At 44.5% G+C, this 20653-nt stretch carries 17 protein-coding genes and 1 pseudogene; all 18 read right to left on the bottom strand.

Going from position 1 to position 20653, the window contains the following annotated elements; genetic code table 11:
- Positions 1-345, bottom strand: a pseudogene (locus ACIPUA_RS12720) (ProQ/FINO family protein); the annotation flags it as partial.
- A gap of 707 nt (positions 346-1052) precedes the next feature.
- The gene (locus ACIPUA_RS12715) at positions 1053-1991 is read right to left on the bottom strand and encodes a RepA family replication protein (protein ID WP_449059746.1); all 939 of its coding nucleotides are present in this window, start codon (positions 1989-1991) and stop codon (positions 1053-1055) included.
- A 402-nt stretch (positions 1992-2393) separates the two neighbouring features.
- Entirely contained in the window at positions 2394-3005 is a 612-nt protein-coding gene (locus ACIPUA_RS12710) for a PIN domain-containing protein (RefSeq protein WP_449059745.1), read from the bottom strand.
- A 15-nt stretch (positions 3006-3020) separates the two neighbouring features.
- Positions 3021-8147: a conjugative transfer relaxase/helicase TraI gene (traI, locus tag ACIPUA_RS12705; protein ID WP_449059744.1), complete on the bottom strand. Its 5127-nt coding sequence runs from the start codon at positions 8145-8147 to the stop codon at positions 3021-3023.
- Positions 8147-10369, bottom strand: a complete 2223-nt coding sequence (traD, locus tag ACIPUA_RS12700) for a type IV conjugative transfer system coupling protein TraD (RefSeq protein ID WP_449059743.1) — start codon at positions 10367-10369, stop codon at positions 8147-8149. The genes traI and traD overlap by 1 nt, the downstream gene beginning before the upstream one ends.
- A 214-nt stretch (positions 10370-10583) precedes the next feature.
- Positions 10584-10973, bottom strand: coding sequence for a hypothetical protein (locus tag ACIPUA_RS12695; protein ID WP_449059742.1), 390 nt, complete (start codon positions 10971-10973; stop codon positions 10584-10586).
- 54 nt (positions 10974-11027) lie between these two features.
- Positions 11028-11234, bottom strand: a complete 207-nt coding sequence (locus tag ACIPUA_RS12690; protein ID WP_449059741.1) for a TraR/DksA C4-type zinc finger protein — start codon at positions 11232-11234, stop codon at positions 11028-11030.
- A 120-nt stretch (positions 11235-11354) separates the two neighbouring features.
- Positions 11355-12083, bottom strand: a complete 729-nt coding sequence (traT, locus tag ACIPUA_RS12685) for a complement resistance protein TraT (RefSeq protein WP_449059740.1) — start codon at positions 12081-12083, stop codon at positions 11355-11357.
- 178 nt (positions 12084-12261) lie between these two features.
- Positions 12262-15150 carry a conjugal transfer mating-pair stabilization protein TraG gene (gene traG / locus ACIPUA_RS12680; RefSeq protein ID WP_449059739.1) on the bottom strand — a complete coding sequence of 963 codons (2889 nt, stop codon included), beginning with the start codon at positions 15148-15150 and terminating at the stop codon, positions 12262-12264.
- A 12-nt stretch (positions 15151-15162) separates the two neighbouring features.
- Positions 15163-16539, bottom strand: a complete 1377-nt coding sequence (gene traH, locus ACIPUA_RS12675) for a conjugal transfer pilus assembly protein TraH (protein ID WP_449059738.1) — start codon at positions 16537-16539, stop codon at positions 15163-15165.
- A 401-nt stretch (positions 16540-16940) separates the two neighbouring features.
- Positions 16941-17369, bottom strand: a complete 429-nt coding sequence (locus ACIPUA_RS12670; RefSeq protein WP_198634051.1) for a hypothetical protein — start codon at positions 17367-17369, stop codon at positions 16941-16943.
- Entirely contained in the window at positions 17366-17767 is a 402-nt protein-coding gene (locus ACIPUA_RS12665; protein WP_449059737.1) for a hypothetical protein, read from the bottom strand. Before ACIPUA_RS12665 ends, ACIPUA_RS12670 begins: the two co-directional genes overlap by 4 nt.
- Before the next feature lie 88 nt (positions 17768-17855).
- Positions 17856-18254 carry a hypothetical protein gene (locus ACIPUA_RS12660; protein WP_449059736.1) on the bottom strand — a complete coding sequence of 133 codons (399 nt, stop codon included), beginning with the start codon at positions 18252-18254 and terminating at the stop codon, positions 17856-17858.
- A gap of 120 nt (positions 18255-18374) precedes the next feature.
- Positions 18375-18719, bottom strand: coding sequence for a hypothetical protein (locus ACIPUA_RS12655; protein WP_264404043.1), 345 nt, complete (start codon positions 18717-18719; stop codon positions 18375-18377).
- On the bottom strand, positions 18712-19212 hold the full coding sequence (locus tag ACIPUA_RS12650) for a hypothetical protein (protein ID WP_449059735.1): 501 nt from the start codon (positions 19210-19212) through the stop codon (positions 18712-18714). The genes ACIPUA_RS12655 and ACIPUA_RS12650 overlap by 8 nt, the downstream gene beginning before the upstream one ends.
- 13 nt (positions 19213-19225) lie before the next feature.
- Complete coding sequence (gene trbB, locus ACIPUA_RS12645) at positions 19226-19750, bottom strand: type-F conjugative transfer system pilin assembly thiol-disulfide isomerase TrbB (protein WP_449059747.1); 525 nt, start codon at positions 19748-19750, stop codon at positions 19226-19228.
- 5 nt (positions 19751-19755) lie between these two features.
- The gene (locus tag ACIPUA_RS12640; RefSeq protein WP_335674321.1) at positions 19756-20058 is read right to left on the bottom strand and encodes a hypothetical protein; all 303 of its coding nucleotides are present in this window, start codon (positions 20056-20058) and stop codon (positions 19756-19758) included.
- Between the two features lie 10 nt (positions 20059-20068).
- On the bottom strand, positions 20069-20653 hold a 585-nt coding region (traF, locus tag ACIPUA_RS12635; RefSeq protein ID WP_449059734.1), incomplete at its 5' end, for a type-F conjugative transfer system pilin assembly protein TraF.

Here is a 20653-nt window from a genome sequence, read left to right as displayed (position 1 = left end):
GGCCTCTCTTGTCCCCACGGCCATCGGTCGAAGTTGTCCATCGGGAAAGAGTTGTGGCCAATAGGCTGAAATATTGGCAATCGCCTCCTCTAACGGCAGATGTTGTTTTGGTGGCGTTGGCGGAATAACTTTCTTTTCTAACGGAACGACAACCGCTTTCTGTTTTTTCGCGGGAGGAGGTGTCACTTTTTTAGGGGGGTGAGTTGGCGCTTTTTTGGCGGGTTTATGGGATTTACGCTGTGTATTAACGACCACTTGTTTACGGCGACGTTGAATAACCGGTTCGGTACTTTCCGCAACGTTTTCCGTTGTCGCCCGCTTTAAGGTTAATTTTTTGCGTTCCATACATCCTCACACCGAAATCACGTTTATCATCAATGCATTAATCGCAGATTATCACGAAATTTAACTGAAATCACCCGCCCGTAGGGCTGTAGACGGCAAAAAATAGTCACAAAGAACGAATAGTGGTTAGGGCCGTCGAGACCCGCGTGAGCGGTTACGTGCTGTTTAATACCCCAATCTCCCCCCTGCCCTGGTAGAGCCAAATGATATTAACACCATTATTTAGGCTATTTGCCCCTTTGAAAAACGCAGTGAGACGGGCAAGAGGCGTAGCCTCGATGAACGGCTGTAGCTGCGCGTTAAGGTGGCCGAAGGCCAGCTTTACGGGGGCAATGGCACAATATTAACACCGTAATCTGAGCGACAGCCATTTATGGCTTGTAAGCGAAGGCTTTATTGGGTTTATCTCTTTAGAGTGTGCGGCTTGAAAAAGCAGAGCCGCAACTCCTTTTATTAAAAAGGACGTTTAGTTCAGAACCTAACAACGAATTTAACCATAAAACACGAATATTATTCGAAGTTAATTGCAGAGAATAAACACATTCGAAGTTAATGGGGTAAATATTCAGCTAAAATGTTTCCATAATCATCATCGAGATGAATGGAGAGATTGAGATAACGTTTTTACTGTTCAAAAAACAGGCTATTTAGATTTAGGTCGAACGAAACCACCGCCAGTCAAGGCGGTAAATTTAGGGGGGGGTGAATTAGGCGTCGGGCAAATGTTCCAAGTAATGCAGGTAAATAGCCTGCCCTTGAACACTCGGGTACAGGGTCTTCATTTTACGCTCAAAGGCCATGACGGCCGCAATAGGCTGCGTCACCTTCCACGATTCAAAACGACGCCATGCTGCATGCTCGGCGCTTTCTTGTCCTTCCAAACTTTTGGCTAACGCTTTCTTTTCCTTCAGAGCTTTAGCTAAATGCTTCTTCTCTTGTTTGAGCGCTTCATCTTTCCCAACCACGAGGGTTTTGAGCTTGTTGAGTAGGTTGCGAAGTTTGTGCTTAGTGTCCAGTGACGCCACATTCGCGCGCGCAAGTCGCAAGACATGTTGGGCGTAGCGTTTTTGGTAGCTCTCTTTTAATCCCTTTTTTTCCATCCAACGGCTAAAGCTGGACACCACTTCACGCAGCTCTAACGCGGAAAACCCGAGCCCATGGAAAAATTCAGGCCGAATCCAAATACGCATCGCTTTGTATTGCTTCGCCTCGATGTCAAAATCACGGTCAATGACAATCAGATTAGCTTGTTCCCAATCGCGCAAGGCATGCAGTATCGGGTCGTAACTTTTACGACCACTGTCATAGCGATACAGCTGGCCACACAACTCCGCCAACTTCTCCACGGAGCACATCACTTCAAAGAGCGCGTCACTTTCGGGGTTGTAATCCGCATAGGCAATCATGGCCATCGCTAACGCATCAAAGGTTTCCCGGCGCTCTGAACGCACGGATATTCGCTGCTTTCGGCTGTAGCGTAGTTGGTAAATATGGGGGTTTCGGTTCCAATCGTGACGCTTTAACGCGGCTGCAAAGCGACGCACAGGCACTAATTTCGGTAATTGGCCTAAAAATTTAGGCGCATAATGCCGATGAATTTTACCGACGGAACAAGGGATTGCAGGATTTGATATCGCATTATTCATGCTTCTCCGCACTTATGTTGTACGGAAGGAGTTGAATTTTTTTGCGCATAATTCTATACTCCCCGCTAGGAGATCAACATTACCCCTAGCGGAATTGCTCTGATGACCCCTGATAATCTTTCCTCGTCCCGCCAAGAATGAAGAAGATGTCAGGGGTTTTCTATTTGGGTTCACAGCACATGTTTGTGTGTTACATCCCATCACTTGCCACCTTTCGGCGTGGCGACCACAAAATTCACATCAATTGTCGGCTAATTTAGCACTCTATGCGCATTCAAGCAACGTCTTCACGATAAAGACGCGATTTATTCACAAAATTTGTGATAAAACTTGAGGTTCGACGCGAGAGAAAACTAAAAGAAACTGGCGGAAATCGCCAACAATCAAAGCGGTTAACTGCGGTTATTTACGGTGTTTAGCAAGCCCAGCAAGATACCAAGCCAGTGCTTCACCATTATAAGAAATCACCTTCAGTGTCACCAAGTTCGCAATATGCGCCTCGACTGTGTGTGCTCGGGCAGCGCCTACGATATTGATTAAACAACGACGCAACCCTGTAAGTTGCTTCGGAAAACCGTTATTACGTTGAAAAAAAGGTGTTTTGAGTACTTTTTTAGTCTCATCAAGCGAAAGTGTGAGTTTTTGCTTGGTTTGAATGACCCCTTGCAGCGTACAAGATCGCCCGCGTTGTTTTATCGTATTCACTAATGGCATCAGCCCTTTATCGTTGGTAAATACAGTAAATTGACACGTTTTATCCGCTTGCTCATGTGCCTGCCCTAAGTACCAGGCAAGGTGAAAGTCCACATTATTCTGACTGACTTGACTCACTTTAATGATGTTGAGGATATAGCGCGTGGTTGTTTGTACGGGTAATTTGAGGCTAACTTGCTTGGGGCCGACAAAAACAAAAATCTGTTGGTACTGCTCAAACGCTATCGGATCTAAATGCGGGACATTTTCTAAATCGACAAACGCCCATTGGGTTTTGGCTGATGTAACTGGCTTTTCCATAGATAATCGGCATCCTTAATCACCAAACTCACGGTCACGGGATTTTTCCATCACCATTTCACGTTCTTGCTGACGCAAGGCTTCCCGTTGTTGCTGCTGATGTTCACGCTCAAACTGAACGGCTTTTTCAATGACTCGCTCTTTCGCCTCCATTAAGTCATGTTCCCCTTTCAGCAAACTGTCACGCTCTTGTGTCATCACTTGTCGCAGTTCGTCCTCACTCAGTTCTGGCACTTTAGGCTCGCTGTTCGCTTGCTGACGTAGGGCAGCTTCAGCCTCTTTTAAGGCTTTATCAATCGCCTGCTCCTCGGGGGTTTGCAGGTTTTTCGGGTCACTGTCCGCTTTATCGGTTTGCGTGGTATTTGGGTTCGCATAGGCCTTATCAACTTCCCCTTGCGTGATTTTTTCAATCATGGCCGTGTGTAAACGTTCATCGGGATTGAGTTGCACCACCACACCCTGTTCGGGTTGCTGTGCCATCGTCTCAAAGGCGGACGCTAGACTGTTCACAATCACGGTTTGCCCGTTTTGACTGGGTTTCACAACAATAAATTGTGCCTGCTCGCTCCCGAGTAAACGCCCTTCAGCACGAAGCCCCTGCAATTTATCCTCTTCAAGTTCAATGGCTTGTAACACCGTACCTTGGGCTTTACCGTGTACATCGTAGGCGGGCCACGCGACATGTGGTTCGGGATGCTTAGTGGACGGATAAACAAACTTCCCTTCATGGGATTCACCGAGCCCCATTTGCCGACTTAACGCGCGACCAATCGCCGTATCATTAAGGGGTTTCGCATGGTCAAACAATTGATTACCCACTTTGGCGGCATAGTCTTGTTCAGCTAACAACACATCATGAGCCGTCTTTCGGTTGCCCGGGTTTGTAATCTTACTTGTCCATTTATCCAGATCATCACTGTAGGTTTGGACATGGGCTTTAGTCCGGGATAAAGCGACATACGCATCACGTAAGGTGGCCAGCATGCGTCGTCCTGACTCGACACCCCCAAGGACAATCACATACGGACTGCTTGCCCCTTGGGCTTTGTGTGCCGTGCCCGCATAACCGTAATCCAGATGTTGGTCTGTCAATTCGCCATTCGGGTCAAGCACGCGTGACTCCTCACCATTCGTCAAGGTGATTTGCCCGTGTTCATTGACTTCGCTGACCGTCCAGTCACTGTTCATCACACGTCCGCGCTCTTTATCCGTGCGAGTAAAGTTGATTTTTTCACCAGCAGCAATATGGCGGGCTTCTTGGCGGTAAATACCGATATCTCGCAAGCTACTTTCAAAGGCTGAGAGTAAATGCCCTTTGCCTTGTTCATCAACTAGGGTCACAACCCCATCACTGACGCCCTCTTGAGTCACCTCTATTCGATAGTACTGCTCTTGGATCAATGCGATTTTACCGGCATGTTCCGCCATCCCTGCCGTTGATAACAAGGCTTCAGTACGGGTGTTTTCGCGCACTAATATCGGCACAAATTTCCCCCCTTGTAATTGCCCTTGCTCGATTAAAATGTCATGGATACCGCTGTTAATGACATCTTTATCGACGTTAGTTTGGACCACAATCAGCGTCTCTTTTTGGGCTTCAGGCGTTCGTCCACGATAGTCATCAAGAATACGCGCGATAACCCTATCGCCCGCATCGATTACCGACTGCTCTGGCAATTCTGCCCCTGCTCGACGGGGCACCACATCCGGCGTTACGCTGTTCATCGTGTCCATGGCCATTTGAACCTGACCCGCGATGATGGCTTCAATGGCAGGTCGAAGCTCGGGATTTTGTCGCACAATTTCTTTCATAATGGCGGTATCGAGGGCAGAACGGTCTTGAGCAAGCGCAAAGGGTGTCCCACTGTCCACCGACAATAACTGAGCCGTATCCCCACTGAGCACGCCTCGCCCCCCACCCTGTGCAATGATTTGCAATACTTCTCTTAAATTTCGGTTGCCTATCATGGAACTTTCATCGACTAAAAACAGGGTATTTTTAAAATCCAGTGTTTCGCCTTGCTGTTGGCGTTGATTGGCATCCATTAAAAAGGCTTGCAAGGTTTGCGCTTTAACCCCCACTGCCGCCATTTCCCCGACAGCACGGTGCGTGGGCGCAAGACCTATCACTTCCGGTCGCTGCGTGGCAGGGAGCGTGTCCAGCGCCTTGAGAACGGCAGTAAATTGCGTGGTTTTCCCCACCCCAGCATAGCCTTGTATGCCAACAAATTGGTCACGACTGCCTAAAATCAGCTCAGTCGCTGCTTTTTGCCCTGAAGTTAATCCGTTCAGCTGCGCCTCGGGCACAGACGCCATCAGCGGGGCTTGTGTATCTTTGCCCGCTAAAATCGTCGTGAGGATTTGCTTTTCCATCTCCCAGGTACTGGCCGTCACGTAGTGTTGTTGGGCCGCCCCTTTACCACTGGTCACGGGGATGATGGTTTTTTGGGCGACTAAACGGTCAAAGGCTTTCCCCAGCGATTGACTGTCGAGCGAGTTGTGTAATGGTAACGCTTTGGCAATCGCATCGATGCGCGAGAAAAAAACTTGACTCTCTTGCGCTAATGTCATGCCTTGTTGCAGGGCTTTTTCGGGCTTAGACAATAACGCTTCCGTGGCTTTATCGGCCGCTTGTTCAATGGCTTTGCTGTCTAATCCTTCAACCCCCGCTAACTGTCGTGCTTGCTGATAGACTGGCGAACGCGATAAACGATGCTCAGTTTCCATCTTATCCAGTGGCGTATACACGGTAATATGTTCACCACTGCGTGCAGCGGTATTCAGTAAGGTCGGCTGCGTATCCCGCGCAGACGCGGCCAATAACACTGTGCCCGTATCGTTAGCCTGTTGCCCTGGCGCGGTAACATAACCATAATCGGCTTTGATACCGTCCCGTACATCAATACGGTGCGTTTTTCCGTTGAAATTGACCATAATGGCGTTTGGCATAAATCCCGATACCGTGACCCTGTCACGTGCAGAGAGCTTGTTTTGTTTTGCCAATATCGTTAACTGCTCACCTTGAGCGATGTCCATCGTTTGACGTTGATAGGCACTCCACTGGCCATCAAATTGCTGCGGCTTCATCACCTGTTTTTGCCCTTGACTATCAAGTAAAGTGACAGAACGGGTTTCAGGTGTGACACGGTCAATGGTAAAACGCTCAACCTCTTTCTTGTCCGCATTCCACCGCTCCATCACCATGCCTTCACGGTAACTGTCGATTTGCTTGCGCGAATGGCTATCGAGCCACACGGGTTTGAGCTGGGTCACTGTCACCGTTTTTTCACTGAGCATCCCGCGCTCGGTGAGCGTTTGGCGAATGGTATCGGTCACGATTTTTTGCTCCCGAACGCCACTGACCTGCGCAACCACGGGTTTCATGTCGCTGTGCAGCTGTGCATACTCCGCCGCGAGTGCCGCATAACGATGATTTTTATCGGGTATATGCGCGGTTTTCACCGTCAAGACAGATGAAGCCTCGCCTTGAAAACGCGGCACTCCCGCATCTTGTAACGTTGCCAACACGTTTCCCGTGCCTTTACGTCCGCCACTGTCCATCATGAGCACCTGCACATTGGCAGATTGAGCACTTTCCAGTAGAAATAAGGCCGATTTTAATGACAGTTTTTCGGCATTGGCAACCACTAAGGTACTGTTGGGTTTAAGTGGTTGACCATCACCCAAAGTCATTTTCGGCACATATGCAAAACGCTTATCATTGGCAAAGGCTTTACCGCTGGTCGCATCAAGGGTCATCACCGCCACTTCTCGTCCTTGTGACTGGGCCATCGTAACACCGTCTAATACCCCATCCCGCTGCGCTTTACCCAGTCCCTGACTGACCACAATCGCAATATTGGGTAAGGTGTCCGCGACTTTTTCCATCACGAGACTGATGGCCTCTGTCCGCGCCTGAAAACTGACCGTGCGGTTATGTTGCTTCATGTCAGTGGCAATTTGTTGCAGCTTCAGCTCGTCCATCAAATGAATGGAGGAGGTAAACAACCCTTTTTTCTCATCCAGTGGGATAAGTTGACGCTGTTCAATCGCGGCATCAATCGCTTCACGTACCTGTGCTATCATGCCCGCACGAGCGTCCAATCCCCCAAGCGTTTTAGCCAATACTTGGCTGTAAGTCATACTGAGCTGCTTATCACTGAGTAACGCTATCGCATCGGTGACAGCGCGGGTGATATCGGGCTGTATCTCCCGAGAGGTATCCCCCATATCCCCTTTAGCAAGGCGCTGCTCAGCTTCAGCGTAAAACGCTTTACGCGCATCGGCCCCGAAACTATTTTTCTCCAAACGGTCAAACCAGTCGGTTAATAACTCACTTTTTTCAGGGGTTGTTTTGGCCTGACGGGTATCAAGCGCCGCCACATCACGGGATTTCAGTGAGGCTTCATGCCCGACGGCATCCATGATTTGGTAATGTCGCTGCGAAAAAGGTGCAACCGGCACCCCTACGATTTCCCATAACCCATTTTTTCCCGTTTCATGGGTTTGCATGCCGAAGCTTTCGACCTGCTGACGTAACGTATGGCGGTAGATTTGCCCTAATGACACTTGTAAGGCATAAACGGCCTCGCTGAAGCCGCTTTTTTGTTGTGTATCACTGGATAACGTACGCCACTCGCCATTATGCTCGGTCATGTTCATCACCAGGGCGTGCGTGTGCAGTTGTGGGTCATGCTCCCGTGACGTATCATGGTTAAATGCCGCGACAACCAGATTTTTGGTCATTTCTAATGAGGTTTTCCCCTCAACCATTAAACGCGTTGAGGCCAGGCTCTCGACCTCTTTCAGGGCGACCTCGACCGCATGATTATGTGCGTCAATCATCCGCTTATCACCCAGCACAATACCGAGCACGGACACACTTTTCGGGGCTGAAAAGGTTAAATCTTGCCCTTCACGGTGCACATTTTTACCGTTTTCCATCCGCTCAAGACTTTGACCATTGGGTAAACGCCCTTCCAGGATTTCACCTAATTGGTCTTTGGTGACTTCCCCCTCTAACCCGAGCGATTTAGCGCCTTCCCCCATCCAGCGAGCTTCAAGGTTACCGAGGAAATAATAATTGTCTTCATGGGTATAATAATTTGCCGCATTATTGGCAATCGGTGCAACAGTCAGCATCACCACATCTCCGGTTCATCATGATCATTATTTATGTGTTTTGGCTTTTCTTGGGAAGGTTTGGGTCGGTTAAAAATTTCCTTTTCGTCCTGCCGCATACGCGTGTAACTGTCATACAGGTCTTGTGGGTTTTGTTCCTCATCAATAACGCGTCCGAGAATCTCCCCTGTTTCGGTGTTCACTTTGACGTTATCAATGATGACCTCTTGACCGCCTTGGGTTTCAGGTGGATTATCGGATGCTGCGGTTTCCGTTGTTATCGGCGTGGAGTTTTGTGTGACTGACTTCGATTCAAGCTCAACGATAGGCTGTGGTTGAGTCTGAGCCACTTCCGGAGCGGTATTGTTTTGTGCTGTATCAATGGGTGTTTCAATCGGTTTCCCGCTAATTAAGCTATCAATAGCCTGATTAACCACGTCAGGAAGCGCCCCTATGCTTAACCGCTCGTCAATTTCAGCTTCAATCTCTTGATCTAAGCTGTCATTGACTTGTCGGGGGATAAATTCTTCCGCGACAACTTTCAGCTTTTCATATTTCATGGCGTGTTTAATGACCGGGTATTCCCCAGGCAAGGTGATATAACACGTTAAATCCGGCAATTTTTGCACATCGGAGTAGTTGACTAAATCCACATCCTCTTGCTGCTTACTGAATGAGACACCGTCTCGTACCGTTTCAGGACCAAAGCTATATTGCTCACTGGCCACTTTTTTACGGATTTGCCCGAGCTGACCTCGTACCCAATTGGCGATACTTTCATCGGGAGAACGAAAGAAAAAACGCGTATTAAGCAAATCCATCATCGCATCGGCATTTTCATTCCCATAAGTCACATTCAGTTGCGCCTTATTTTGAAAACCAAGAATAAAACACCCGCCAAATTTACGGCCTTGTGACAAAATAAGGGGTAAATTCGGTAACTGGTGCAAGGAAATCAATTCGTCGTAGATGAACCATACACGGCGCTCGCGGTTATCACCCATTTCCAGTAACGTATTAGCGGCTTGCGATAACCACATGGAAATTAACGGTTTTAAGGATTCATGTTCACGCTCATTACTAGTGATCCATAACCAACCGTGACGTTTTTTCGGTTCATTGACGGTTTTCATCCATTCACGGATCGCAAATGGTGCCTTACCATTACGCTCAATGCCTTGTAGATAGCGTAACGCTTTAACGTAGTTAGTCAGAACGCCACGGATTGAAATCGCGGTTTTTTCCACCTTCTCTTCCATCAAATTACTGGCTTCAGTACCCGCCACATAAGCGCGTAACGTTTTGAGATCAATGGCGAGCAACGTCCGTAATAATTTGTTATAACTGCGCTTTGGATCAGCACCCAGTTTTGATGCCACCGTTGTGAAAATAGTCCGTGCTGACCCCGTCCAAAAAGGGTCTTCTGAGGTACTTTGAGGGATAAGGGTATTGGACGCACTGTCAAAATCAGGTGTGGTGACACATTCACTCCATAAATCCCAGTTTTCACACCGTTTATCTAGTGGGTTCAGTAACTTATCAATATTCTCATTGTAATGCTGTTTGATTAACGAACACCCTTTATCATAAACAATGACCATGTCTCCCCGTTTACGGAGCTGGATCAGTAATTTATTGAGGGTATTTGATTTTCCTGAGCCAGGCGTACCATGCATTAGCATGTTTTGCACTTCACTGTTAAGCTTCAGGGGTAATCCGTCAAAAGTAATCGGTGACGCTTCGCGCCGTGCATGCAGCAAGTTGCGAACGGACTTAATGTCTTCTGTGAGTGTACGACCGCCTATCACATCATCATTCGCTTGACGCTTACCTAATCCATGAAACACTCGATAGATGACAAAAAACAGCACAATGATGACAATACACGCCCATAATAGGGATAGTCCCAATTCTTGTAGCACGATATTACCGGCATAGATCATGTAGTCATCTTTTAATATCGCATCAGACGTAAACCGATAAAGTTGACCATCAAAATCCACGTCATAAATTGGTGCCACGCGATATAAAGCTTTTTCACCGCCTGCGGTTAAATATAACCACCAATATAATCCGCCATTTTTAATTTCTTGTAGCGGTACTTTAAAATAAAAAATGACCGGGAAGATGATTAAGAAAAGCAGAATAAGCCAAAAAGATATTCGCTTATTCACTTGCATGAACATGCCGAGCATATAGCTAAAGACTTGTCCACCCTGCGTAATATGCTTGGTTGAACTCATGATATAATCACTCTGAAATATAAATAAAACCATAGAAGATAATGAATAACTCTTCACTATTTCTTATTTGAAATTCTCGATGGGGAAATAGGTTTTCAATTAAACAAAATGGGATTTTTCCATTTATTTAACGCAACCAGTTTAATATAACGAAAAAATATCAGGTTAATAATTTAATGTTATAAAAAGAAGTGAGTTTAATTAAAAATGAATTTCACTCAATTTTATTGAGACTTAATTTTTCCTTTAAAATATACAGATATTCCTGAGTTTGAGTCGCGCACAATGTCACTCCTAAATCACGCTCTAATCCAAGTAATGTAATAAATTGCCCAATATTCTCAGATGACAACATTTTCGGATGTTGGGTAAGATAATCGCTAACCTTAGCCGAATTCAAACCGTGCTCACCAAAATAGGTCAAGTAGTCACTAATATAAATCTTATCCGACTGATTCGGTTTTTGATGACCAATAACATATCGTGCGCATTGGGTAATAATTTGTTCAGAGTATGGACTTTTCATTTCATGACTTAATACGGTGTTGGATAATAGTAAAAGTGCGCTCAAAAGCACGGCTTTATTAACCATTAATTTTTTCATCATAACCTCGTATTTTATAGGCATATTAAAGAATAAAATAATTCACAAATTTAGTTATCTGGAACGGCACAACTCTTGGTGCTCGGCACAACTTACACAGTGCTGAACGCCAGGTAACGCGATCCGACGAGCAAGCGGGATATTATCACCGCACTCAACACACACTTTTGCACTCTGCCCCTGATATTGAGCACGTTGACTCAATCTTAGAGACAGCAAAAAATCGCTCTCAGCTTGAGAGATATCAATTTCATCAGCCATTGGAAACCTCTTGAGACGAGACGGTCTATTCCCCTGAAAAATTTATTATTTAGGGGAATAGACTGTTAACAAACGAAGTGCGTTAGTCATGAAGACTAATCGCTACAGAATGATAATAAATTATAAAATATTTGAAATAGATTTCGCTAATTGTTGCTCTAATACCGGCTTTACTTCTTCAAATTTTAAATTAACTTTATTTGCATTAGAGACAATTCGTGTTTGATATTTATGCCTATCGCCTTCTTGTTGGCTAGTTTGTATTTTTGAGCCTGATGTTCCTTGTTTAAGCGCGGCAACATTTGTTGTCGTAACATTCGCTTTAGTTTTTTCAGATATTTGAATATCGGTGATCATTGAATAATTAACATCTTCAACCATACTATCCGCTGCCATGCCAATTAAGCCGGAGGCTAACCCTACACCCAGTGCCGTTCCCGTGGAATTCGTATTAAATGCCGCAATCCCACCGCCGATAGCCGCCCCCAATGCCGCACCTTGATACCCTTGATTTAAAAAGCTTTGAGCTTCTCTTAAATCCATTTTATCCGCTTTAAGGACATTAACTTGTATCCAATAATAAGCCTCATCGGGTGATGTCGTTATGGTGTATCCCTTCGCTTTGACTTCATTTGCTATTTGAGATTGTAGGCCACTCATATCCTTATCAGACGTGTTTTTAATTTGTAAGTAAACCGTTCTTTGATTTGACGGTTCAAGCCAAATAGTTTCACTCATTTGAGTATTGACTTCTAAATTACGTTTTTTAATTGCCGTACTCATGGCACCACAGCCGGTTAATAAAAATGCACCTAAAAATAAAGACACAATAAGACTTTTTCTTTTCATAAAATATTTATCCTATATTTTTACATTATTGACATTTATCGTTATATCGTAATCACGTTGTTACATATATTATTTAATTACGCCTTCGTTAAGATGGTCACATAAATTAATTCCCGTAGAATTTAATTAAACTAATCACTCCTTATTCGCTTCAATTTAAAATAAAACCATTCATTTTCTATTTTTTATTATCCTTTATTTCAACCGTTGGAGGCCAAGTCGGTTTTAATTCGACACGCTCCTTAAAATTATCTAGATCGGGTATTAAATTTTGATTTTCCTTTTCTTTCGCAAGTCCTTCTTCATGTTTTTGTTTCATGTCTTTATATTCTTGTTCGAGTTCAACCTGTTTTTGTTGAATTGGCCGTTTACCTTTATCGATATATTCTTTCGTGGATTGAATATCTTGTTGGACTTGGTTTTGTTTCGCCTCGACACGGGACTTCACATTGTGTTTAACCTCCGCATCATCCGATAAACCTTGAATAACCTCATTATTGGCATCATGCTGGTAGCGAATATCCCCTTCTGACATCCCGCGATAACTCGATTCGGTATTGTCCATGGATTCAATTTTGCCGTGGTTGCTCGCATAATCTGATTTCAATTTTGGAATTAGATTGGTATCGACAAACTGTTTCGCTAAGCCATCCAGCTCTTTAGCAACCATCGGGTCACTGGTGTTCCCCAGCAATTCATCCGCGCGGTCAGGCGCATATTGGCGAACAAAACTGGCAAATTGCTGGTCAAAGACTCGGTCAATTTGTGCGCTGTTGTTTTGCGCCCAACTCGCCATATCACTGTATTCTTGGCTCTTCGTTTTATTCAAGGCATACTGCTCATGATACGTATCTGCAACATTGAGCGAGGCAGCGAATTGTTGAATATGAGAATTCGCTTCATTATCATTTTGACTCGCCCCGGTTGTCATACTGTTGCGGTCAAAATAATCTCTTGCCTCTCTAAATTGCTGTTGCAACTGCGCATTTTGGTCATGACGCATGTCTTTACTCTCATTGCTGGATTCTTGCGTACCGTGTGAAGACCCCGTTGAGCCAGAAATATTGGCATCCCCATAAAGCCCTCCTTTTAATCCTGTTAAACCACTTAATGGCAAACCAGCCTCACCCTTAGTGCCTGCTGTTATCGTTCCCCTAGACGTTTTGTCCATTAATTCATTGAATGACGCTTGTGTCGTCAACCCATTGGCTTTCCCATACGACTCAGCAATACTCCAGATTTTATCCATGGCGGCTTGACGATTAATACCTTCACCGCTATCACTCTGTTTCGATAGGGTTGAACTATTGCCATTTTGCGTATGAAATTGCGATAACATATTCCAACTGCTATTCACCGCATGTTGGTTCATTTTCTGAGCGTTCATCGCTTGCACTTCAGCATGTTTGGCGCTTTGTTGTAACGAACTGACTGCCGCGTTACTGCCTTTAATTGATACGGCCAATCTCGACATCGCCCCACTGATATCCATGACTTCTTGGCCACTACTGGTTACGGTACTGCTTGCCCCACTGGCGAGTTGCCGCGTCATCTGACCATCACGGAAGCTGGCATTGGTATCCCATTTATTGCCTGCTACGTTGCCTGATTGCATATTATTAAATGACCAGTTTCCATCCGCCGCTTGTGAAGAAGTGGCTGTCGCAGAACTGTTGATGGCGGTGCCTAAATAATTCCCCGCTTGTGCGATTGCAGGACCTAACCCTTTCACTATCGCAACGGCAATAAACGGTATCGATATAGATAGCCAACCGGCAATTAACCCGATATCGCTGTGCATTTGTTGGATACTGGCTTGATTGGCCAGATTAAAATCCAATCCGCCCGTTTTTCCTCGCAAGTAAAAACTGGTCGCATAATTTAAAATGGCAAACATCGGCGGCCAGGATTGCAGGTAAATGATGGACATGATGTAGTTGAATAACATTTTCACCGAAAGTGAATGAATGACCGCCAGTAAGATAAAAATGGGAAAGAGTGCAATCACTAACGACAACAAAATGGTATTCAATATCGGTACAAAGGAAACCGCCACTTGGGATGACGTCGCCCAACTTAATCGCATTTTATTGTATGACGACGTGGAGGCTAAGTTCACTAAACTGGCGGTATCACCGCTTTGTGCACTGTAAGCACTGATGCCATTTTTCAGCGCGTTCATCACCACGGAATTTCGCATCAACTGACTGGCGGTTTCTGACCCTTGGTAATAAAAGTTATAGCTATCGCCCATCATATTACTGTACAACACATTAGCATCAGGACGGCCACCAAAGATTTGTTTCACCATGTAATTCCAGGTTTTTCCGCCCGTTTGTGTATCGATATTGAGTTTTGGCATTAAGACATGTTTTGCTATATCTGCACACGTCCAGAAACCACTTTGTGCAACACCATTAGCACCAACGGCAGCGGTGTTACCGTAGGGCACAATAATGCCGCGTAACGGGCTTGGTTTTTGGAATATTAGCGTATAAGGGTCACGGCTACTCATCAGCTCTTGGAATGAATATTTATGGTTAATTAAAATATCCCCGATGACGCAGTTTTTGGTGTAAAGCCCCATCAATTCCGCCAAATCACCATCAACCATCATCGCATCACTGAGATTTCCGACCAGATTTGCCCCAAACAACATGCCGGTTTTACTGTAGGTTAATGAGTCAGGGGTATGGAATATCATGTCATACAACTCAGTCAATCCCGTACCAATCGAAGTAATAAATTTAGCCGGTGCCGCTAACCCTAATGGAACATTATCGACTAAATAGACGCCTGTGGGGTTGGTGCGGTCAATAATTAGCACCGTCCGTTTGGGTACTAACAACACACTGGAGACCAACACAATGATAGCTGTAAATTTAATTAGCTCTTTCGGGTCATGGGCTTTCATAAATGATATCAGTACCGATACCGCAGAAATCGATAATACAATGCGGAACATGGAGTCCCACGTATCAGAGCCTATCAATGCAGCGACGCCGTTGAATACTTGCATCATGTATTCACCGCCGCCGAGCACATAGACGGTATCTATCACGGCCATATTGCGGCTCCTTTATTTTTGGGTTTCAGGGGTGACGATATTAAAGCGGGTGTTTTGCATAAAACGTTCTTGCAGCTGACTGGAGGTTTGTTGACGCAAGTAACTCATTTGTCGCTCCAGCTCAATCAAGACATTGGCTTTGGTATTGACCATTTGCTGCAGGGATTCCAATTGGCGTGAGGCTTCAGCGATATTTTCCCGTAGCGGTTTCACCGCTTCTTCCATGTAATTTCGGCTGCCCATTGCCCCTTTTGCTTGGTCAATCAATTCCTGCAGGTACTGAAGTAAAATGTCATACGCAATATAATCGGCCAGAGCCGGTAATAAATTGGCTTGGATATTCAGCTGCATCGGGTCAACCAAGTACTTCAAAATCGGGATAGAGGTACTTTGAATAAAGCCTTTTTCTTTGGCACTTAACCCCTCATCACTACGTAACTTCCCTTGTATGCCTTCAATCATGGTTTTGGTCATCGAGATAAGGCCATTTTGACTACTGATGGTGATTTTTTTGCTTTTTAGTTCCAGGCAATCCACCGTAGAGACGCACCCTTCAATAGTCATGGTGCCGCCTTCCATCAAGGTTTTGATGAGTTCTTGCCGGTTCACTTTGGGAATGGTGCTTTTGACATTCCCTTTGGCATCAAAAATGAGTGTGCCTGTCAGGTTCATGACCAACTCTTTTAACTCGTTATCGCCGGATAAAAACTGACTTTTGGCTAAGGTTTCCCACATCAAGTTTTTATTCTGCATGATTTGGTCTTTCATGTTCTCAGGGGCTTTATTAAAGGCATTGTTCATCTGCCCGCCGACCGTACACCCTTGACGTGAAGCCGCCCAATCTTCAAACAAATTGGTCGCACCTCCAATGTCCTGACAGATTTTTTGTGAGGCCACGGTATTGGTGGGCCACAGCCCGCCAATAATGCCTTGCGCGGCCTGACATGAAGAAATATTCATGCTATTGATATCTGCCGCCATTTTTTGCACAAAATCTTTTGCTGATTTCAATTCAGGTACGGTGGTTTGCAACGCCAAATCGAATAAATACCCCGCACCATTGGTCATCATCTGTTTGATAAATTGCTGCAGCTGCTCACTGTTCATATAAGAAAAAGACCCAAGGTACGCATCAATCCCCCCACACCCCGCATTGATGGATGGCGGTGTAAATGAGGCAATTTGCAACTGCTTCACTTGGCTACGCAGGAATAAATTACCGCCTGTGGCATAACCTGCGGCTTGACCTTCCCAAGCGCGGGCATCGGTGGCATTGCCTTCGAAGCCCAACTTATTGAAGAAGTTATTCATATCACTGTTCACATTAGCAACCGCCACGGTTTGGTTGAGTAATGCCGAACAGATAACGGTAATGAGTCCTTTACGCATGAGGGCCTCCGGATTGAAGATAAATAGGCCAACACGAAAATAATGCAGGGTTTATCGCCTTATTCCAGCAAGGAATAGGGTTAATTAAATCATTCATTGTGGGTAAACCTTATTGAGTGCCATCATCCGCAAGCTACTGCGTGTCGGCATTAAATTTAAACGTGAGATTGAATAGGTATAGCTAATGTGGTATCTCTGACTAATTTCACATAAGTTCATTAATCAAAAGCACTTTCACTATTAATAGGAGTTAACAGTTATGAAAAATTGTATCGATTGTGGAAGGCCGTTAAGCCCTACCGCTAAAAGTTGTGGTGGGTGTGATTCAACAGACCCTTTCGGAAAAGAACGGTTAAACAAGAGCATATATAACACTATTCGCCTTATTTTAATTGCATTCTTTAGTGTAATTGGTCTTCTGTGGTATTTAGGTTGGTTTGATCCCATTGAATTTGTTTCCAATTGGATTTTATCCACATGGAAATGACCTTAAAATCATGGATGAAGGTTGACCGTAAATACTTAGAACGATGTCTATGTGCCCCTTCGGGCGCAAAGCGGAAACAAAGTTCAAAATCTTGATTGAAATGTCCAGTAATACCCCATCCCCAGTTCAATCGTGGGTGACTAGACTCCGAGTCACCTCGTAATAATTTGGCGAGCCTAGCCGCGTGGTTTACCTCCGATTTAAACGATATATAGGGTTTTATATCATCTATTGGCCAACCATGCCCTTGGCAGGAAGCATAAGTGCTAAAACCACATTGGTTGAAAGCTTTCACTAACGGCTCAATCAGTGGATCTATCACGTGATAATCGCGCTTTTTCATTTTATCAACTTCTTTTTCAACCGAGTGATTTTAAACTGTGCAAAGTAATATTCGGTCCAAGAAAACACCCCTATCACAAGGTGTTTTATCGCAATACCCCAAAAACAAAAGGGCACAACATACATCACCACATTCCACAGTCCTTTTGTTCCTAAGTAGTTAGGGTCAGCATCGAGTTTACTCTCTGGCCAACACGCCATCTCAAACGCCTTATGCATCACAAACCAAAGAACCAAACCTGCGATAACATAACCAATAAACTCAGAAGTGCTCTGGTCTTGGCGTTTCACTTCAAGGACTTGGTATCTTCTTAATTCACGGATTCTTTTTTGAAGTTTTGCATTTTGCTCACAATGTATTTCATCATAATTTTCGGTATCGACTTGATTATCACTCATCATACGACCTGTATTTTCAAAAGTTAAAGATAGGCCAGGTGTTAAATACGTATCCCAACTAGCCTCGTGCTAAAAATGAGATTTATGACTAACCTTTCCTGGTTTTACGTATTCTCAACCAAACCTCAGTTGCATTGAGAAAAATCCCACCATAAATACAAACCATCAGTAATAATCGCCCTGCTGCCAAACTCAGAAGAGTTAATGGAATGAGATACGCAAACTGAGACATTAATGTCCCCATTAGTGACTCCGTTCCACTCATTTGACTGACAATTTTCAGTATCCACGGCGTAAAAAAGGTATTTAGGAGCACCCAAGACACGTAGGCCGATATCAACAATGTGGCAAACGAATAAAAATGCGGCCGCAATGTATTCTTAATCGGCGAATCACCAACAATACGTTGATGAACCGCCTCACTAAAAGGCACGCCACTTCTTACCGTATTTGCTTCAAAACGCATCTTTTCTGAACAATTTTTCATAACTAACATCCTTAAATTTAAGTTGCACTACATGGCTGGCTCATTGGCAATGAGTCAGAAATGAGATAATTAATGTTGGGTTATTTGAGGGTTAAATTAACTTGGGGGTACTAAATTGAATTAATTAGGGATTTTAGTGAATTTATTTTTAACTTTTTTCGTCATCTGAGAAATATAATAGCTTGCCATTAGCCAAGAAGTCACACTCAAACTTGAAAGTCCGAATACAAAAAACAACTTGCAGAGACATAAAATTGCAAATTTCAGCTGCGATTGCAGTTCAACAGTTAACCAAGAAGCATATTCAGGTTTTACCGCTTGAGTTAGCAATAAGTCATTAAGAAAGTAAAACGAAAATAGGGTAGCTAACCCAAAGAAAAAAGCGATATGAAGACAAATATGCATCACTTTGGCAGTGAAGCGTCTTGTATAACGCTCAATATGTGGATTTCTTTTATCACTCATTTAACTCACCTTTGAACATATACTTAAAAAATTCGGTAAATGTAATATCATCAGTTTTCTTATCAGATAAATAGCGAATGGCATCTGGATGACCTTGCTGAGCCGCTTGGTTAACCAACGATATGGATAATGGCTTATCCAAATAGTAATAGTATTGTGCCTTTATCATCATGGCTTCAGTATTACCTTGCTCAATCAAGCTTTCTAATTTACCCAGTGTTTGCATATCGGGATAATGTTTAGCCATCCAAAGTATGGCTAATTCTTTTCCTTCATTAGCCTTGATGCTCATTTCGGGCTTAATTAAATCATTTGATAAGCGAGATTCGTATTTGGGTAATTCTTTATCAACCCAAAGTTTGCTGCCAAAAGCGAGGATCAACAAAACAATTAAAATAACCACAACATATCCTTTAGGCCCCTTTTTAGGTGTGTCGCGATAGGAAAATTGTTGATTTTGCCAATCACGCGATGTGTCGGTTTCTGTTTTCATTTGAATGATCTCTTTATTGTGCTGCTAGCATTAAGTTACTGTTTATCCGATTCATTACATCCTGCATGTCCGTTAGCCCTTGTAGCAGTGGGTATGTTCGCAATGTGTTCACCTCAACTAAAAACACCGAAGGCGTCACAACTTGCATGCCTGCCCCAAAAAAAGTTTGCACCACTTCAGCGGGGGCGGGTATCGCATTGGGAAACGCCATATCGCCTTGACCATCGAGCGTGTACGCAAAAACCTTAAATCCCGTTTGCGCTGACAGTAAGGCTAATTGCGGGTCAAACTGCTGGCAATACGGGCACTTGGCTTGCATAAACAACACCAGGGTATAATCGTTTAAATTGACGACCTTTCCGTTGGGTAATCGGTACGGTTTAACCGTAACTGTATTGATTTTTGAAGGCGGTGTTTCTTCTTCAATCACCGTTTCACGTTCTGAAGGGGCGGTTTTATGGGCTTCAAGTTCTGCAATATCGTCCATCACACTCGCTTGAACTAGATCGCTGAAGAACAACATTATCGCTAACATCATTATTCTCACGATGTTTTCTCCTCATCCTCCGGAAAAACGGTCGGAGCTTTAATGCGCTGCCAAGCTTTAATGACGGCATAGAACATTCCTGCTAAACACGTCGCCGCCCCGAGCGCAAAAATAAACACCATGCCGGTTTCTTGTATCATTTGAAGGGTTTGCTTTGTAGACTCACTTAAAACGTCGTGACGAATATCGATTAAGTAATGGATCAGTCCATAAAAAATCAGTGAGGCAAAAATCAACGTCATGCCAAGGTAAATCAACGTATTTTCAATTAATCGTTCTTTTATCGTGGGTTTTGTCATGTCTTTATCCTTAATAATTAGGCTTAAAATCTGTAGCTACATCTAAAAAGCGGCGTGCTAACGCATCTTGCGTCATAAACCCATACGCAAGCGGTTGGTAATGTTCACTTTTCGGGTCAACTAAGAACAGGGCAGGAAAATGGGTGATACCCATTTTGGCGACCTGCCCCGTATCGGGTCGCGTCTCAGGCAGTGCTTCACTGCGAACCCCATCCACGGATACGGGTATAAGCGCAATATTGTGTGACTGCGCAAATTCCCGAACAACAGTGGCTAACTGGTTATCCAGTGGGTCTTGTCCGCGATAAAAGAAAAACACACCGTATTGTGACGATAACGACTGAATAGCCGCTTTTTCCTTGTCTTGCAGTTGGGATAGTTGCAATGGCACCGTACTGTTGTAGTGACTGTGCTCCAAGTTGTAATCAAGGGTAGGGTCAAGCAATAACCCTTTTTTTACTGACCGCTCAAATTTACCGGACTGCTCCAACCAAAAGCGCTGATACGCCATGTATCGCAGGGCATTTTGTGGCGAGGGCTGCATAATCGCGGTGTCTAAGGCTTCTTCTGTCAACTTTTGCATGACTTTTTTTTG

Source organism: Providencia sp. AGC89 (genome assembly GCF_053543535.1).
The sequence above is the reverse complement of the archived record's forward strand: the minus strand, read 5'-3'. Positions and strand labels throughout refer to the sequence as shown.

What these genes read in the sequence shown, in the direction of transcription:
- traG (WP_449059739.1), bottom strand. Translation starts at nt 15,150, where the DNA reads ATGGCCGTGATAGATACCGTCTATGTGCTCGGCGGCGGTGAATACATG.
- ACIPUA_RS12660 (WP_449059736.1), bottom strand. Translation starts at nt 18,254, where the DNA reads ATGAAAAATTGTTCAGAAAAGATGCGTTTTGAAGCAAATACGGTAAGA.
- ACIPUA_RS12665 (WP_449059737.1), bottom strand. Translation starts at nt 17,767, where the DNA reads ATGAGTGATAATCAAGTCGATACCGAAAATTATGATGAAATACATTGT.
- ACIPUA_RS12690 (WP_449059741.1), bottom strand. Translation starts at nt 11,234, where the DNA reads ATGGCTGATGAAATTGATATCTCTCAAGCTGAGAGCGATTTTTTGCTG.
- traD (WP_449059743.1), bottom strand. Translation starts at nt 10,369, where the DNA reads ATGAGTTCAACCAAGCATATTACGCAGGGTGGACAAGTCTTTAGCTAT.
- ACIPUA_RS12670 (WP_198634051.1), bottom strand. Translation starts at nt 17,369, where the DNA reads ATGAAAAAGCGCGATTATCACGTGATAGATCCACTGATTGAGCCGTTA.
- ACIPUA_RS12650 (WP_449059735.1), bottom strand. Translation starts at nt 19,212, where the DNA reads ATGAAAACAGAAACCGACACATCGCGTGATTGGCAAAATCAACAATTT.
- ACIPUA_RS12715 (WP_449059746.1), bottom strand. Translation starts at nt 1,991, where the DNA reads ATGAATAATGCGATATCAAATCCTGCAATCCCTTGTTCCGTCGGTAAA.
- traT (WP_449059740.1), bottom strand. Translation starts at nt 12,083, where the DNA reads ATGAAAAGAAAAAGTCTTATTGTGTCTTTATTTTTAGGTGCATTTTTA.
- ACIPUA_RS12655 (WP_264404043.1), bottom strand. Translation starts at nt 18,719, where the DNA reads ATGAGTGATAAAAGAAATCCACATATTGAGCGTTATACAAGACGCTTC.
- traH (WP_449059738.1), bottom strand. Translation starts at nt 16,539, where the DNA reads ATGCGTAAAGGACTCATTACCGTTATCTGTTCGGCATTACTCAACCAA.
- ACIPUA_RS12710 (WP_449059745.1), bottom strand. Translation starts at nt 3,005, where the DNA reads ATGGAAAAGCCAGTTACATCAGCCAAAACCCAATGGGCGTTTGTCGAT.
- ACIPUA_RS12695 (WP_449059742.1), bottom strand. Translation starts at nt 10,973, where the DNA reads ATGAAAAAATTAATGGTTAATAAAGCCGTGCTTTTGAGCGCACTTTTA.
- traI (WP_449059744.1), bottom strand. Translation starts at nt 8,147, where the DNA reads ATGCTGACTGTTGCACCGATTGCCAATAATGCGGCAAATTATTATACC.
- ACIPUA_RS12640 (WP_335674321.1), bottom strand. Translation starts at nt 20,058, where the DNA reads ATGACAAAACCCACGATAAAAGAACGATTAATTGAAAATACGTTGATT.
- trbB (WP_449059747.1), bottom strand. Translation starts at nt 19,750, where the DNA reads ATGATGTTAGCGATAATGTTGTTCTTCAGCGATCTAGTTCAAGCGAGT.